At 39.2% G+C, this 16,932-nt stretch carries 18 protein-coding genes and 1 pseudogene; 7 read left to right on the top strand and 12 right to left on the bottom strand.

The features are described from left to right. Window positions 1-230: 230 nt before the first annotated feature. From ABLT31_RS28840 to ABLT31_RS28825, 4 genes are all read left to right on the top strand, one after another. Entirely contained in the window at window positions 231-1,580 is a 1,350-nt protein-coding gene (locus ABLT31_RS28840) for a pectate lyase family protein (protein ID WP_367758195.1), read from the top strand. Window positions 1,581-1,657: 77 nt separating this feature from the next. Continuing rightward, a complete protein-coding gene (locus ABLT31_RS28835) occupies window positions 1,658-1,825 on the top strand; it encodes a DUF2179 domain-containing protein (RefSeq protein ID WP_367758194.1) in 168 nt (55 codons plus the stop codon). Window positions 1,826-2,145: 320 nt separating this feature from the next. Beyond that, the gene (locus tag ABLT31_RS28830; protein WP_367758193.1) at window positions 2,146-2,472 is read left to right on the top strand and encodes a TolB-like translocation protein; all 327 of its coding nucleotides are present in this window, start codon (window positions 2,146-2,148) and stop codon (window positions 2,470-2,472) included. After that, entirely contained in the window at window positions 2,473-2,892 is a 420-nt protein-coding gene (locus tag ABLT31_RS28825) for a hypothetical protein (RefSeq protein ID WP_367758192.1), read from the top strand. Window positions 2,893-3,218: 326 nt separating this feature from the next. Here the strand turns inward: ABLT31_RS28825 and ppsA are convergent, their stop codons facing one another. The 9 genes and pseudogenes from ppsA to ABLT31_RS28780 all read right to left on the bottom strand — a co-directional run bounded on the left by ppsA (window position 3,219) and on the right by ABLT31_RS28780 (window position 11,974). Continuing rightward, window positions 3,219-5,831: a phosphoenolpyruvate synthase gene (gene ppsA / locus ABLT31_RS28820; protein WP_367758191.1), complete on the bottom strand. Its 2,613-nt coding sequence runs from the start codon at window positions 5,829-5,831 to the stop codon at window positions 3,219-3,221. Next, window positions 5,828-5,965 (bottom strand): hypothetical protein, encoded by a 138-nt coding sequence (locus ABLT31_RS28815; RefSeq protein WP_367758190.1) that lies wholly within the window; start codon window positions 5,963-5,965, stop codon window positions 5,828-5,830. The genes ppsA and ABLT31_RS28815 overlap by 4 nt, the downstream gene beginning before the upstream one ends. Before the next feature lie 7 nt (window positions 5,966-5,972). Beyond that, window positions 5,973-6,155, bottom strand: coding sequence for an MFS transporter (locus ABLT31_RS28810; protein ID WP_367758189.1), 183 nt, complete (start codon window positions 6,153-6,155; stop codon window positions 5,973-5,975). Between the two features lie 1,366 nt (window positions 6,156-7,521). Further along, on the bottom strand, window positions 7,522-8,436 hold the full coding sequence (locus ABLT31_RS28805; protein ID WP_367758188.1) for a VOC family protein: 915 nt from the start codon (window positions 8,434-8,436) through the stop codon (window positions 7,522-7,524). A gap of 203 nt (window positions 8,437-8,639) precedes the next feature. After that, window positions 8,640-9,015, bottom strand: a pseudogene (locus ABLT31_RS28800) (nuclear transport factor 2 family protein). Window positions 9,016-9,377: 362 nt separating this feature from the next. Then, entirely contained in the window at window positions 9,378-9,860 is a 483-nt protein-coding gene (locus ABLT31_RS28795; RefSeq protein WP_367758187.1) for a UPF0158 family protein, read from the bottom strand. Between the two features lie 924 nt (window positions 9,861-10,784). Further along, window positions 10,785-11,132, bottom strand: coding sequence for a hypothetical protein (locus tag ABLT31_RS28790; protein WP_367758186.1), 348 nt, complete (start codon window positions 11,130-11,132; stop codon window positions 10,785-10,787). A gap of 216 nt (window positions 11,133-11,348) precedes the next feature. Continuing rightward, a complete protein-coding gene (locus ABLT31_RS28785) occupies window positions 11,349-11,579 on the bottom strand; it encodes a hypothetical protein (protein ID WP_367758185.1) in 231 nt (76 codons plus the stop codon). A gap of 161 nt (window positions 11,580-11,740) precedes the next feature. Next, complete coding sequence (locus ABLT31_RS28780) at window positions 11,741-11,974, bottom strand: sporulation initiation factor Spo0A C-terminal domain-containing protein (RefSeq protein ID WP_367758230.1); 234 nt, start codon at window positions 11,972-11,974, stop codon at window positions 11,741-11,743. Between the two features lie 351 nt (window positions 11,975-12,325). Between ABLT31_RS28780 and ABLT31_RS28775 the strand changes: the two genes are divergently transcribed. Next, the gene (locus ABLT31_RS28775; RefSeq protein ID WP_367758228.1) at window positions 12,326-13,606 is read left to right on the top strand and encodes an MFS transporter; all 1,281 of its coding nucleotides are present in this window, start codon (window positions 12,326-12,328) and stop codon (window positions 13,604-13,606) included. On the opposite strand, the gene ABLT31_RS28770 is transcribed toward ABLT31_RS28775, so the two are convergent. Further along, on the bottom strand, window positions 13,603-14,181 hold the full coding sequence (locus ABLT31_RS28770; RefSeq protein WP_367758184.1) for a dihydrofolate reductase family protein: 579 nt from the start codon (window positions 14,179-14,181) through the stop codon (window positions 13,603-13,605). The two genes, ABLT31_RS28775 and ABLT31_RS28770, sit on opposite strands and share 4 nt — an antisense overlap. Before the next feature lie 128 nt (window positions 14,182-14,309). Beyond that, window positions 14,310-15,287 carry a glycerophosphodiester phosphodiesterase family protein gene (locus tag ABLT31_RS28765; protein WP_367758183.1) on the bottom strand — a complete coding sequence of 326 codons (978 nt, stop codon included), beginning with the start codon at window positions 15,285-15,287 and terminating at the stop codon, window positions 14,310-14,312. Window positions 15,288-15,384: 97 nt separating this feature from the next. On the opposite strand from ABLT31_RS28765, the gene ABLT31_RS28760 reads away from it, so the two are divergent. Next, window positions 15,385-16,299, top strand: coding sequence for a DMT family transporter (locus ABLT31_RS28760; RefSeq protein ID WP_367758226.1), 915 nt, complete (start codon window positions 15,385-15,387; stop codon window positions 16,297-16,299). Between the two features lie 158 nt (window positions 16,300-16,457). Continuing rightward, the gene (locus ABLT31_RS28755; protein WP_367758182.1) at window positions 16,458-16,589 is read left to right on the top strand and encodes a hypothetical protein; all 132 of its coding nucleotides are present in this window, start codon (window positions 16,458-16,460) and stop codon (window positions 16,587-16,589) included. Window positions 16,590-16,723: 134 nt separating this feature from the next. On the opposite strand, the gene ABLT31_RS28750 is transcribed toward ABLT31_RS28755, so the two are convergent. After that, the gene (locus tag ABLT31_RS28750; protein ID WP_367758181.1) at window positions 16,724-16,918 is read right to left on the bottom strand and encodes a tyrosine-type recombinase/integrase; all 195 of its coding nucleotides are present in this window, start codon (window positions 16,916-16,918) and stop codon (window positions 16,724-16,726) included. Window positions 16,919-16,932: the final 14 nt, after the last annotated feature.

Here is a 16,932-nt window from a genome sequence, read left to right as displayed (position 1 = left end):
CAGTTTCAGATTATACAGAATTTGATATTGATAAAACATATAAAATATTAAGAAAAATGTTTTGTTTTTTTATCATTTCTAAATCTTTAAACAAGAACTTAATATTTCAAACAATATTCTAAAAATATTAAATTATCATTTTTGAGCATTTACTCTAAACTTAGGAACTGAACCATCTAACCTCTTACCGAATCCCTGTAAGCGGTTTAAAAAACAACGAGGTGAAATCAATGAAAAAAATTTGGACCACACTTCTTGCTACATCCCTGATGGCTGTCACCTTTTCTTCAACCTATGCTGCCTCAAATGAACTAGGCCGTGAGGTACTGGGTCCCAAAGATGGCTGGGCGGCTGCCAAGACCGCGAACTTGGAGGGAACGACGGGAGGTGCTGCTGCTGATTCCAATCATGTCTACACGGTGACGAATCGAAGCGAATTGATTCAAGCCTTAAAAGGAGACAAAGCAAAAACGGAAGACAATGACACGCCTAAAATCATTTATATCAAAGGCACAATCCTGATGAATGTGGACGAAAATAATCAAGAATTGACAGCTGAAGAGTACAGCGAAGGAACCGGGTATGACTTTGAGCAATATCTAGCTGCATACGACCCGAAGGTATGGGGAATGAAAGATGAGGTTTTTGGGCCCCAGGAGGCAGCCCGTGCCGCAGCACAGCAAAAACAATCCCAACAAATCATGGTTAAGATCGGTTCCAACACCAGTATTATCGGTCAAGGTGATGACGCTCGGATCATTGGTGGAGGCTTACTGATCGATAACGAATCCAACGTGATTATCCGAAATATCGAATTCGAAGCACCCATCGATTATTTCCCCCAATGGGATCCGACAGACGGAGCGGAAGGAAATTGGAACTCCGAATATGATAATGTATCTATCCTGAACGATGCTCACCATATTTGGATCGATCATAACACGTTCAGTGACGGCGAATATCCTGACAGCGCTTCCGGTAAATATTACGGTCGTGAGTATCAACAGCACGATGGATTGTTGGATGTTAAAAATGGAGCAAGCTATGTCACAGCGTCTTACAATGTGTTTGAAGACCATGATAAAGTGACCATCGTGGGTTCGAGCGACAGTAGAAAGGATGACCGCGGAAAATTAAAGGTGACCTTTCACCACAATCATTATAAAAATTTGAGTCAGCGCCTTCCGCGCGTTCGTTTCGGTGAAGTCCACGTCTTTAACAACTACTATGAGTTCAACAATGAGTCCGAATATAAGTTCGAATACGCCTTAGGGGTAGGCATTGAATCCAAGATTTATGCAGAAAATAATTATTTTGATTTCGGGTATGACGTCGATCCGTCCAAGATTCTTAAGAATTGGAAAGGAACATCCATCTACGAAGACGGTACCCTGATTAATGGCGCCAGTGAACATCATAAGGTCGATCTTGTCGCAGCCCACAACGAAGCAACAAGTGACCCCGCCAAGAAGTTTGATGAAAATGTGGGATGGGTCCCTGAACTATGCGATCGGATTGACCCCACTCAAAGCGTACCAGCCTTGGTGAAAGCAAAAGCGGGGGCTGGAAAGTTAAAGTAGTGAAGAACTCCAGGAGGGTGTCTCAAAAGTTGACTTTTTGACACCCTCTTCATCTATTACTTCAACATCTTTTCCATATGATATGGATCGGGGAGTTACCCGCATACCGGGGTACGGCGGATTTACGGAAAAAGAGCGGCTTGATTAATCACTTAAAAAATCTAGTTCAAGAAACCGACCCGGGTGCGTGTGTTATTGTGACTGAGGCGAATGAAATACTGGGGGAAGGGTTTAAGCGGTATTGAGAGGGGATTAGTCGGAAATTCATTCAGCAGTTTCCTCCACCATTTGTGCGGCATACCTTCCTACTTGGAACGCGCTGAAATGAGGCTAAATCAGATCTTTGGCAAATTCAAATGCATCACCAAACCCTAACGCCCGAACCATTCCCCCACTCCTTTGCCAGTTCTCTGATCTGGGCTATAATCTTTAAATTTATATGTATTCTTTCCTTCACTATGATAATAAACCATTGGTACTAGCGCCTATGACTTTATCCCGAATAAACAGGAAGGAAGTGTAAAGAAGGTTTATGGGGGAGGATTTGCTTATACAGCATTTTGAGATGATACGACTTGACGGCGCTGGAGCCATCGCTTATACGTCGGATCGCGGAGGAACCTTCGATATTTGGCTTAACCGACCTATGACGGCTCTTAACTATCCGCTCACTCGAGGATTGGGAGAGGAATATTCGGTTCCTTATTGGTCGGCGGACAGCCGGTTCCTGTGTTATGTAAAAAACGGACGCATTGGGATTTACGATATCATATCCCATTCCAGCAGCTCGATCTTGCAAGAAGGAGCTTTCAATGCCCAATGGTTTCCTTCAGGGAGAGAGCTTTTTTTGCCGCCCCAGACCCAGCAGGGATCAGCCAACTCTATAAAATAAATGCTGATGGAACAAACGGCAACTGACCCAAAAAGAAGGGCATGCTTCATAACGTCAGGCTTTCACCCGACGGCAGCTTCGCACTCTACACTTCACCCGGGGTCAGCATATCCATCATCTCGACCGTTAATCTGGCCACAGGCAAAACATATTCCCTGGAAGGCGGACCGCAGGCTAAAAACTACTTTCCGGAATGGTCGCCCGATTCTTCCTTTATCACCTACAGCGCCCCAAAACAAGTATTATTCTCTCATCCAAACCGATAATCGGACCGGTCTACAAAAAAGCACGCTTGCGGTCTCCGATTGCTTTGCCACCCCTATGAGCTGGTCGCCGGACGGAAACCGCATAGCTTACTTGCGATACGAAGAACCGACGGTTTTTTCCAAATTTCCGCGATTTCATCTGAGGGCCAAATAGATGAAGTATACCGTTCGGAAGCTTTTCATCCATTAAGGGGTACCTTTAGCAAAACGCGGATTTACAACGTTAAGGATATTCCACTATTAAAAATCCCAATCTTTCAGTGATATAAATGAGAAATTGGGATTTAATTATTCAACAATCGCGCCCTTTAACAGAAGACTCGATTTCAAGATAATCTTAACAGACATTAATATCGATCTTCAGTTACTGCCCCCTTATATGTCCTAGTGACAGGGTTCTTACCATAGACCGCAAAGCACCATGATGTCAATGATTCTCCTAATTCGAATGCTCTTCTTTTATGATTTAAAGGTAATGAATTATAGTATTTCTATATACCCTTCTGTTCCATGCACGCGAATTCGTTGCCCATCTTTTATCAGTTTAGTAGCATTTTCCACTCCGACAATTGCTGGTAAGCCATATTCACGTGCGATAACTGCTCCATGGGTCATCAGTCCACCAACTTCGGTGACTAGGCCTTTTATTGATACAAACAATGGTGTCCAGCTAGGGTCAGTAAAGGAGGTGACTAATATATCTCCATCTTCTAGATCAGCATCTTCCATGTTTAAGATGACACGTGCTCGTCCCTCTATAACTCCGGAAGAAACAGGCAGACCTACAATAGCTTCGGCTGGGAGATTTTCTCGTTTGTACTCACCTGCAATGATTTCACCATCAGACGTGATGACACGTGGGGGAGTTAGTTTTTCATATAATTTGTACTCGTCTTTTCGTTTGCTGATGATCTGGTAATCCAGTTTATTTGTGCGTACGACTTCGCGAAGTTCTTCAAAAGTGAGATAGTATATATCTTCTTTTTCATGAATAACGTTGGCTTGTACGAGTTGTTCGGATTCTTTCAGTAAAGCCTGCTTATAAACGAAGTAGCGATTAATCATGCCGTATTTTGGATATTCACGATAACCGATGAAATTCCGGATTAGGTCGATCATTCGTTTTGTTTCTTTGGCTTTTTGTTCACCATCTGGTAATTGCTTCAATCGATCTAATAACTCTTGTTCTTTTTTTAAAGCTTCCTGTCGCCCTTGCTCAAATTTCCGATTGCTGGCATTAGGTTCAAAGTTTTTGATATTACTAAGAATCATGGGGACAAGTGTCGTTGGTTTTTCGCTCCAACGGGTTTTAGTAATATCGATTTCTCCGACACATCGCATTCCGTATTTGATAAGATAAGCATAGATCGCGTCTTGGGTTTCCTGTCCACCATCAAACTTAACCAGTTCATCCAAAAAGTTATCATCTTTTACATGTTGTAAATAAGCAATTACTTCCGGATAAGGGCGAATCACATCGGCGACATCCAATAGCGCCAGCCCCATTTCCGAAGTAATATTGTTTGGCACAGATTGAGAAAGCGTGTCTGCTATGTTTTTTTCACCCAACCACTTGTTCATTTTTTCATTGATCCATGATGAAGCATCTATAGCAGCCGTAATCACACCCAAGTTTTGTGGATCAAATAAAATCTTCTTTAATTGCTGGATATCTTCTAGAATAAAATCAAATAAATCCGGTCCTGATTTCGTTTGGATGTTATGCTTTAACTCTTCTATCGATGTTTGACTACTCTTAATCAAATCAGAAACGATTGTCGGATCGTTTTCGATTTGTGCTTGAAAACCCGCAGACGACACACCTTTATTGTTACCGGGACTCTGTTCTTTTTTATCATTTGGTAACGATTTTATAAAATCTCCTCGCTCTATTATGGTCATAAGTGCGTCTTTTATGAGCGGATCGGATTTTCCCAAGGTATCTATTATCGTTTTTCTGCTGACAGGCGAAGCCAGCATATGTGTGACATCCACAAACAACCTTCCACCAGCTTTTCGCATGGGTGCATTAGTCGTTAACAGGAAAAAAGACAATCCCAATGGTTTCATGGGGTCGGTCATCATTTGTTGGTGACCGACAGATACATAGACGTGATTTTCTTGATCATTCGCTTCAGGGATGGGGTATAATTTAGTGATGGGCCGACTCTGGACCATATAAAATGTATCATCAACCAAACACCATTCGATATCTTGTGGGCAACCAAAATAAGCTTCGATCTGTCTTCCTATGCGTGCTAGTTGTAAAATTTGTTGTTCAGTAAGGGTTTGAGTCTTTTGCTGATCAGGATCGATCTGCTGTGTCTCTGTTCCGCCTTCTTTTCGTCCATAGATAGCCAATTTTTTGGTTGCTATCATCTTATCGACGATTTCCTCTTCCTGTACTTTATAACAATCGGCAGATACCAAGCCAGAGACCAGTGCTTCTCCAAGTCCAAAACTGGCATCGATTGATAGCAGCTTTCGGTTAGAAGTAATCGGATCAGCGGTAAATAAAATCCCTGAAGCCTGTGGGAAAACCATCCTTTGAACAATAACGGATAAGTAAACTTGGCTGTGGTCAAATCTGTTTTGCATTCGGTAGATTACCGCACGATCCGTAAATAAGGAAGCCCAACATTTGCTGATATGCTGCAAGATTGCTTCTTTTCCGATAATATTTAAATAGGTGTCATGTTGACCAGCAAAAGAGGCATGTGGTAAATCTTCAGCAGTCGCACTAGAACGCACTGCATAAGCATGTTCATCGCCAAACTGGGAGAGATAGTGAGCAACTGCTTTCACAACATCGGAAGGAATTTCTACTTCCATAATGATTTCTCGAATCTTCCTGCTGATTTCACCAATTTGATCTCGATCCTCTACTTTTAGCAGTGTTAGTTGATCCAACAATGCTTGAAACGTTTCGTTTTGTTCGATGGCTTTTTGATATCCCACTGTTGTAACACAAAATCCTTCTGGTACTTGTATTCCTTGAATTTTTGATAATTCCCCTAAATTTAACCCTTTTCCGCCAACGAGCAAAAGCTGTGTTTTTTCCATTTCCTGAAAACCGAGAATCAAAGAACTCATTCTATATCTCTCCTAACCATTACAATTCCTTTTTCGCACACGCCTCGCAGCTCTTTTTGCTCGACCCATTCACCGATCATCTGCCGAAGATGAATGATTTCGTTTTCTATGAATTGTATATTACTACGCTTCACTCGTTTTTCACATAATCAGACCAAATAAATAGAACGGTTTACGACCAAATACATCGGATAATTTACCGTAATTAGGAACAGTAATTGCGGCTGCCATCATATAGGAAGTAAAAACCCAAGCATATAAATTAAATCCATGTAAATCACCAATAATGGTAGGCATTGCAGTAGATATTACTGTTTTATCCATGGAAGAAAAGGACATTGTTAACAAGACTGTTGCGAGTGCACCTTCTTTTACTTGTAATACGATTTGAAGTTTGTGTAACAGATCTTGACATATTTATCCCTCCAACAAATCTCATTAAAGTTCTATTGCATTTTAGCAGTAGTAGATGAGAATAAATAGTCTATATTTACCATTTTTTATATGCTATAATTAAATTAGGAAGAGTTCAATTTTTAAAAAAATACCTTTTAGCCCACAATGAATATGGTTAAAACCAACTTTTTTCCATTTAATCTGTTTATTTCCCCCAAAACACCTTGTATTAATATGAGATATCAAGCTCTTATTAAACTAACCTCCCCCAATACTTTAATAAGAAAAGGGAGCAGCGATAACACACTGCCTCAACATTCGATCCCCCTCGTATTATGAGGTCAGCCAGTTTTTTCTGGTTGATTTTTTTCATTTTAGGTTTTTATTTTTACGGTAGCCGGGGAAGAACGGCCGATCTCCTGGGAGTATGACCCCGTTGACATGAACTACCATATGTAAAATACGCAACATTGCCTGGATTCATCCGTCTATTAAAAAGACTACCAATATAAAGAAGGAGGAGTGAGTATGTTCAAACTTTATAAACGATTAGTGATCGGCGCTTCTCTTGGCTCATTGTTTAATTGGTGTCGTAACGTTTAAGTTTGAAGGTATGCAATGAGTGAAATTAAACGAACTGTTCCAATAATCTACACAGAGATATAAAGCAGCTTCCTTTTTGGGACCTGATTTGTATTCACTAAGTAATTCTGTATCCATCGGAATGCTACCTGAAGTTACAGATCGGCTTCCTAGCTTTTCTTTTCTTTGGATTATACATATTCAAGAAAGCGTGGCGCTATTGCAGGTAGGTAAAAGCGGGATGCTTATGGATAAGTATAATCATGGCAGTAACCATTTTTTTAAGGAATCCAATAATTAAAATACTTGCTGAGAGTCTCTTTAAAAGAGGCCGTTTTTCTATCATATTACCCCAATAAGTTGCAATATTTGATATTACGTTTCTTAAAACTATCCTGACCAATCGTTCAATAACCAACAGGAACAAATTATCATCTTAGCGGTCACGCATAATTGCTACATATCTCGGCCTAACTCGCGCATATTTTGATGTACCCCATCATTACAAGGCCTTTTTAATCGTTTCGGTTAATAAAAAATGGCAGTTACATCCATCGATGTATACCCTTACTAAAAAACACAATCTAATATATAGTATAATTAAACAGGTAAAACAGCTAACTCCACAAAAACTACCCCAATCATAAAAAAAAGACGGCTGCTTGCGCAAGCAGCCGTTATTTAACCGATCAAGTTGGGGGCTATACTCTCATTATTCATTGAAGGCTTTCTCTAATTCCGCAAGATCAAATTTCTTCATTTTAAGAAATGCCTGAGTTAAGCAAGTAATTTGCTCCGGTGTGCCCTTGCTCATCATCTCGTCCATCTCTCTTGGCACAATCTGCCAAGATACACCGTACATATCTTTCAGCCAGCCGCATTGCTCGGCTTCAGGAACCGCAGACAGCTTTTCCCAGTAGTAATCAATCTCTTCTTGTGTGTCGCAGTACACAATAAATGAGATTGCCTCGTTGAAACAGAATTTATGCTCCCGCGCGCTGTCCATTGCTGCAAACCACTGATTTTCAAGCATGAAATCAGAGAACATTATTGTTCCTTTTTTGTCAGGTTCCATACCATCAGGGTAGCGGGCAATAAGTCCCTGCTTTGAGTTCTTAAATACTGAGAGATAAAAATGAATCGCCTCTTCCCCTTTGCCGCATTTATCGCCGACAAACAAAAGCGACGGCACGATCGTAGGCCGCTCTTCACCTTCTGGATTGGTAAGGATTAACTGCCACGACAAACCATACTTATCCTGAATCCAGCCATACCTCTCACTGAACGGATACTTATCAAGCGGCATTAACGCTGTGCCACCTTCGGACAATTTATTCCAAACCTCATTTATTTTTTCTCTCGCGTTTTTTTCTCGCGATGGGTCAAAATTAACTATGAAAGACACCGACGGATTGAACTTGAACAAAGGCCCTGCGCTGATTGCCATGAACTTCTCCCCCCATAACTCAAAAGAGACCACATCGCTGTCGCCTGATGGTGTGTTGTGGAGTGTTGTTACATTCGTAATTTTTGAGTCCGGGAAAATGGAAGCGTAAAACTCGGCTGCTTCTTTTGCCTCCTTGTCATACCATAAATGCGGAACGATTCTTTGATTTGTATTTGTCATAGTTATTCCTCCCTTTATTTTCAAAATCTGACCAAAATCCTAGCGAATACACTTCATATAGATACCTCTAGTTCTTAAATCTAAACGTGAAACAACCTTATCCGATACGAGATTTAAGATAATGCCGTGCTAAAGAAGTGCATTTAACCCACATGGAACAATCGTAAATCCTCCTGTTGAGCACCATAAGTTCTTATCCCGCATTAGAACATGCCATTCTCATTGGGAGAATTCTCCGGTATAGGCTGACCCAAATCCCCAAATTCTACGATGAGATCGTTATGGAAGCGGAAGATATGGACCACTGCCCCTCCAAGATCCTCTTGATTTTGCTTGACATGGGAGTGAACCGCAACGATATCTCCCTCTTCGATGGAACGTTTTACCTCAAGAATCTTGTGAGGATTCTTGGCCGCGTTCTCTTCCATCGCGAGCATAAGCGAATCAGCATCACCACGGAAATAGGGATTGTGGTGGCGGAAATCAGGACCTATTGAAGCTCTGGTATGCTTCGCGCACTTTCCCCGACACAACCTGTTGCAAAAACGACACCGCCTTCTCTTTGTGAGAAGTCTTCATTACAATTCATCCTTTCTGTATAAGGGTTGTCCATAGTGAAATTAATCTAACTAGCTTTTTAATCCGAAGTGAGTAGACCTTTCGGTCCGTTTGTGTGAAGCAGGTTTTAGTATGAACTCTTCATATAACAAACCTAATTCCATTATACTATCCAAATTATGGATCATATCAACTCAATTGGTATTTTTTGTGTAACCACTAATTAAGGAATGCTGCCCGTTTGTTCAGAAAGGAAACCAAAAAAGGAGCGATGGCGTTGATTCCGTCGCTCCCATTTCATCTACTGGCATTTAGAGGGAATTGATGGCTTTCTGATTCAATTGATTATCCAGATCATGATGCAAGGATCGAAGGATAGATCTTCATTCCTCTAATGAAATGTCATGCTCTTTACACCATTCAATGACTAATTCCTTTATCTTCTTATCCTTGTATTCATACCATTCTTTTTCGACACCATGCTCTATGATCCCATCTTTAAATCTTCGAAATGCCCCTCTTCCTTGAATGGCTTCATACAAGGCTTCTCGAATCTCTTCTTCAATAACTGTCCCAATAAATTCTTCCATAATTTCATACTCATGGTACTCGTTCCTTAATGTGAAATCGAGGTAGATCCCGTCCTCATCCTCTAATATTTCTATTGCTTTTTCAATATTCTCTTTTTGCCAATCAGGAAAGTTCTCGATTGGCTTCTCATGTTCTACCGCACGGATCTCTTCTTCCGATAATGTGATCACCTCTCCTGTTTGGGTGTTGATGTATGTAAACGTACCATTTATTTGTATTTCAATTTCTCCCACTAGGTCATCCAACTTCACCGGCTTTTTACTGATCATCTTCATTCCTGTCCTTTCCGTATTTTACGTTGTCCATTTTGCTCACTACCGCTATACATTTCTCCTTTTTCTCCATTCTAGAAGATGAGATTTCTGTTATAAAAGGTATTCTACTCTTAAACCCCCAAAAATTCAAAACCCATGTTAATCTAGCCAACTAGTTCCTCAACAAACGATCTCCGTTAGAATAAATATTTATTCATCCAACTTGTTCTTAATTTTTAATTCGTCAAATTCTGCCCGAGCTATATATACTTCCTATAATTAACGTCCATAAACTGAAATTACTAAGTGTATTTCCAACATCATTTAGCATTGCGTTAAACAATTGCTCATTCCAACTAGCAACTCCCGAACCAAAAATAGCAGCACTTATATATTTAGTTGAAATCAAAAAAGCAGATATAGCTATAAATGCAATACCAGTTCCCCGTCTCCTCATCTTTTCATCACTCTCCTAAATATAAAGTTTACCGTTTACCGTAAAAAACCATAAAATCAGTTAGACTATACTACCTGTTACTTACTTGACTAAATAAAAAAGGATGAAAGCACAATGACGCTCTTGATCTCCGTTAGTTCAAGAAGGAAAACTCAGTATTATTAAAGGAATCCCATATAACAACAACAGCACCCCCGCGACCCACAATAATATAGCCCAACTTCGATAACTCTCGAAGGAAGGGAGGAACCATGCAGTTAATCGCAATGAATTGAAAATAGCGTCAATTAATGCATTTATTAAGTGTTCGTGTGCTTCTTCTGGATTACCTTTCTTCCACAAAAACCTTGAAAAATAAAACGATATTAGACCAAGTATTGTACTTCCGATTCCAATTAACAAAATTTCACCCACCACCTAAAGCCTTTAAGCAACTGTATTTGAACTATGGATCCACGATAGTTGAGCGGTAATAGCCATTGTTTTCTTTAAATTCTTGTCATAATTATTGAAATCAATATAATCAGCATTCCAGAGATAACCAGAACCCATCTATACGGATGTTCGACCTTTCCTTTCTCATCCTCATAATCCTTGATAATTCTACGGTAAATTTTTGATTCATCCGTTGGAACCCAATTAGGTGCAGATGGAAGACTGCCAAAAAACAAAAAACGATGTAAAGGCAGAATTGAAATAATCATTAAAATCCCAATACCTATTCCCCATTTGGAGATAAACTCTTTATCTAATGTTGAAGTGAAGATATACGATAGAACAACCAGAAAAATAAAAATGAAAACAGTGGTTAACAACCCAAACTTAATATTTTTCATAAGATTCCCCACGCTTTAAGTTAAGTTATATAAATAATACGAAAAATAAATGGTTTTAGGTTCGAAATTACAATAAAATTAAAACCGTTTATGTCACTAAACTCCCTTTAGCTTAGCAAAAAACGCAGGGGAGGGATGCCGCGATCCCGTCCCCTGCTATCTATCTCTGTTCGTTTTATAAGAATACCCAGAAACATTTATCTGAATATTTATATTTTATCCACCCTGTCGGTCAATCACTTTTCCCCTGTTATTTAATCCCCTGACAATTCTATAATCCCCTACTTTAAAATAATACCTGCCTGTTAGGGTAAATCGGTTTCCATCCTTAGATACTTCAACCGTTTGGATGTCACTGTTATTGATACTCCCAAATAGAACTTCAGTTATTTTTTCGTTATTTCCATCCGTTGTTGTTTTTCGGTAAAAGTCTCGATACATGGTCATATTTTTGCCAAGTAAAACAACAAAAAGAAAAGCGTGATTTCATATGCGAATCGACGCTCGAAATGACTTGTAAATTGTAATTTTGAGCCCCGTAACGGAACTCGTTATAATGAATTACCTTTCCTTTTTCCGTTGAAGACCATGTACTGAGTTTATCAAACCTATTGATTTTCTTGGTCCATTAGATGTTGGCTTACATGAAAAGCTAGTGTAAAAATGAATTCCGAATTGGTCGGCTTATGTGCATTATGCTGGTAGGCTGGAAAAATAGAGTATTGGATTTCCTTGCTTCCACGTGTCCAGCACATCTCAATGGCGTGTCGTTTGGCTCGTTCGACACGACTGGCGGTTGTATTGTACTGGTGTGCAATGTCTGGATATAGTCGTTTAGGTATTGCTCACATAAATAAGACAAGGTAGAAAAAAATCCTGCAATCACATGGACAGCAGGATAATTGTTTACTTCATCAATTTTAGGAATTCACTTATATCATAGTTAAATTCCTATATTATGATATTGAATATGTTATTTGTTATCACAGGGGATTAGTGCATTAGGAGCTAAGGAACAAATCGAGCTCATTGTTCAAGGTATCCAGTCTTAATTTAACCTTCTTAGATGGTGATTTAATGCGACGAATTTTAACATCCCAAATCATCTTCATTTTGTTTCCATGAAAAAACTGGTTTGTACCGTTACAGGAATCCATATATATAAGGATAAAAGCGATCAGGAGTGGGGATATTTGGACAAACAAAACAGCAGATATAGATGGGTTGTATTTGCTTCTGTCATGTTGACTTATTTATTAATGGCGAGCCAACGAACCGCTCCGGGATTGATTACAGACCAAGTGATGAGGGATTTTCATGTAACAGCATCAACGATTGGGTTACTGACGAGTATACAATTTTTCGTCTACACGGGTTTACAAATTCCGATGGGTATTTTGGCTGATCGTTTTGGTCCCAATCTTTTTCTCATTATAGGTGCAGCACTTACAGGTTTAGGTACCATCATTTATAGTCTTGGTACACATGAACTTGTCCTGTTCTTTGCCAGAATACTGACGGGGACCGGGGATGCGACCATCTGGGTCAATATGGTGTTAATCTTGAGCCAATGGTTTAATGTAAAGGAATTTGTTCGATTAATTGGTCTGGCGGGAATGACAGGAAGTCTTGGGTTCCTTTTGGCGACAGTCCCTTTCTCTGCATGGATTGTCCTACTTGGTTGGAGGGCAGCATTTTTTTCAGCAGGAATACTACTATGTCTATGTAGCATTCTCCTTTATTTTGTACTCTTAAAAAAGCCAAAACAACTCCATCTTAACGAATCGGCATCTGTAAATAATGAGCTGCAACGCGAAAAAACGTTGGTCTTACTACAAAGAATATTTTCGAATCCGCAGGCATGGGCTTTATTCTTTTGTCACTTTGGGGTTGTAGGCGCTTATGTAGGATTTATCAGTTCGTGGGCCGTTCCCTATGGGATGGATGTGTATGGAATGACACGTTCAGACGCGAGTCAGCTCATTATGATTGGTCTTATCGGGGCACTTATGGGTGCTCCTCTAACGGGTTGGATTTCAAGTAGGTTAGAAACCATTAAACGCCCTTATGTTGTTGTTCATATTACGATTTTATTGAGTTGGTCTTCCTTCCTTTTATTTCATGGGAATCCGCCATTGTTCATGCTCATTATGCTTTTCTTTATCATTGGCTTTGGATATGGGGCAAGTGCCTTAACCTTTGCTCTCGTTCGTCAATCTTTCCCTATAGTAGAATCTGGCATGGTCTCTGGGTTTGCCAATACGGGTGGATTTCTAAGCGCTGTATTGCTGCCCAGTATTTTTGGAAATGTATTGGATCATTTTCAGAGTACTTTAGGCAGTATAGGTGATGGATACTACTACGGTTTCATCACTCCAGTCATCTTCTCCATCATTGGCTTGATTGGAGTGATTTTTATTAAGGAACAGCGTCAAGATGCAGGACGCAAATCGGTTGAACAAGATGCTTTTTAAATTTTATTACTTTCATCAAGATGATAGCATAGTTGAACAACGCCAGAGGAAAAAGTTCTTGTATGAACCAGCTTTAGATTTAATCTCTGTTTTATGTCAATAAATAAAGGTTTTCCACTTCCCAAAATAACAGGGTGAACAGATAATCTTAATTCATCAACAAGTCCTAAATTTATAAAAGTTGTAATAAGACTTGCTCCGCCATATAGCCAGATGTCTTTACCAGGCTTATTCTTCAATTTTTTTACTTCTTCAAGAAGATGATCATTGATAAAAATGGCACCATGATCCGTCCTTTTTTGCGTTCTGGAAAACACATATTTTTCTTTGCTATGAACCAATTTCCACATTTCTTTTTCGGTATCCGATTCTTCCGTTCCAGGAGTATATTGTCCCCATAAATCGTAGCTCTTTCTTCCATATAAAATCGTATCAATTTGATTCAAGAAATGGGTGAACCCCATTTCAGAGTCCATGATGCACCAATCAATTTCTCCTTTTTGCCCTTCAATAAATCCATCTAAAGTAACGGCTAAGTCTAAAATTATTCTTCTGAGTCTTATGGTATTAGACATCATTTCACCCACCATGATTTTTTTAAATTGATCATATTTGATACCTTATGTATTCAATGTATGCCCTTCACTTCAGTAAAATCAAAAGAAGACACCCTGGCAGCTTCTTAAGCAATAGAATCCCCAGTTTATTCTTTTAAAATAGGAGCAATCATAACAATACGATTTGTCCAAATCCCTCCAAAATAATTGATGGGGACGCGTTCTAAATCTTCTTTTTTATCAAACCCCTCTGAAAATCCACCGCCGCCTGCAACAAGTATTACTCGTGTATTGGAATCCGCCATGCGATTTAGAAATTTACTTGGAAACCCCCACAACCACGGAGCAATGCTTTCAGGGATATGTAATTGTGTATTTTCGCAAGATGCTGGAACATATCCTGTCCACCCTACGGCAATGTAAGGAATTAAGCAATTTTTCATGGTTAATTTTGACATCACTCGAATTTCTGGTAAACCTTCTTTTAAAGTAATAATGGGTTCATCTCCCCCATATACAGTAAACTGACCTAAACGATTTTTTGGTAATTTCGCAAGAAATTCAGCGAGTTGTTCTCCTTCTTTTGGGTCATTGCTTTTCATGTGGATTAAAAAGGACTGCTCCGGAAAATGGGTTAAAACCTCTTCAAGAGATGGCATAAGTCCTACTCCTTTGCCGCGAAAAGGGTATGTTTTTCCATTATCAGCCGTATAACCATAACCAATATCCAATTGCTTCAGTTCTTCCATTGTATGCTCCCTGGTAACTCCTTTACCGTTGGTTCTGCACTCCAGTGTCCAATCATGGAAAACGGCAAACTTGCCATCTGTGGTTGGGTGAATATCCAATTCTACTATATCCGCTCCGGCTTTAAATGCTGCTTCCATTGAAGCTATGGTGTTTTCTAAAAAAGGATGCTCTGGTTCATAAATCCTCTTTGCTGTACACGTATCGGCCGTAATGCCTTCCATGTGAAATGTTTGTGACATTCCTCGATGAGCTAACAAGAATGGATCTTCATCTCTACTTTCAGTAAGCAGAGAACTGTTATTAATATAGATGAATGATATCAAGATAATAAAAAAGAAAATGAATTTATTACCATTGTTTTTTAACCTTTTCATATTTCCTCCTCTTTTATGGGTTAACACTACCAGCGTTCGCCAAAACAAATCCGTTAGTATATAGTATAATCAATTATAGGAGGGGAGGTAGAGAACAATAAATAATAAATTAGCATTACTATTAATTGCTACGGCGGCATCATTATGGGGCATAATCCCTTTATTTGTAAAATACCTTTATGAAATGGGATTTACACCAACACAGGTTGTTGCCATTCGTGCTTTAACCAGCACTTTATTTTTGCTATTTTATGTTATTTTCAAGAATCGTCAACTGTTAAAAATCAAAGCATCTGATAGCAAATATTTTATTGGAACTGGAATTTTCAGTATTGTCCTTTTTAATTTATGCTTGTTTCATGCGATTAAAGAAACATCTATTTCCATTGCATCCATTCTTCTTTATACCGCACCAACATTTGTGGCTATTTTTTCGAGACTCATTTTTAAAGAATCCCTAACGACTCGAAAGGTTTTGGCTTTAATTACAACATTTATCGGTTGCTCATTAGTAATTGGCATACTACCAAATGCGAATGAAACCATCTCATTATTTGGGCTTGTTCTTGGACTTGGTTCTGGTCTTTTTTATGCTCTTTACAGCATATTCGGGAAAATGGCACTTAGAAAATATAGCTCCCTAACGGTTACTGTTTATACGTTTTTGTTCGCAGCCATTGCCATTACTCCTTTCAGCGGACTGTGGCACATCATACCGTTATTTTCAGGTATTAAAGTATGGATTTATATCATTGGGCTTGGCTTTCTTTCAACCGTGCTACCCTTCATTTTTTATACCAAAGGATTACACACGGTAGAATCAAGTCGAGCATCTATCATCGCTACAATCGAACCCGTAGTTGCATCCCTAGTGGGTTTTCTCGGTTTTCAGGAAAAATTAAATCTGTGGCAATACTTTGGTATGGTTCTAGTTATTGGTGCTGTGATTATTGTTCAAGAAACATCGGTAAAGTCTAATAAGAAACCAATTTCTAAAGAATTATCTCTTTAAAAGTCCTGATGTATAATTCATCAACTACATATTCGTTTACGTGTTTTCTCTTAGAACTTGGACTATGCAAAATTTTATCTTAAATGAAATCTTATCATTTGTTATTTAACTAAAGGTTCAGAGATAGGATTGAAACACTTAGAAGCCAACAAATGCATGTGAAGTCTCCAAAAGCCGTTAAACGGAATATGTCCAACGAATGGAAGGAGGATACCCTGATGGAAGTGCTGAGGGAGCGGTTAAAAGAAGAAAATAAGCGACTACAGGGAAAGTTGTATGAACAGATTTGAAGAGGAAACGACCGACAGAAGCATATTTGTCGGTCGTTTTTAGTATGGTTTTTAAGCTATAGAATCCCGATACTTAAGAAGAGAAAAATTGGAAGTTATACTTTCCTTGTTCTTTGGCAAGATACATTGCTTGATCAGCAGAGCCACTCTAACAGTTTCACTTGTAAATCGGATACGATGGGTACTCGCCGTTTTTCTTTCCCATCCTCCCTAATCACTAATTCCCCTTGTTCAATGGAACCGTACTGGAGTTCAGAAACTTCTTCAATTCGTAAACCGCCATTAAGCATGATTTGAATGAATGCTTCATTTCTCGCTTTATTAAACACATTGCGTTCGCTTT

This window comes from Ammoniphilus soli (assembly GCF_040813775.1).
This window is presented reverse-complemented; position numbering and strand designations above follow the sequence as displayed.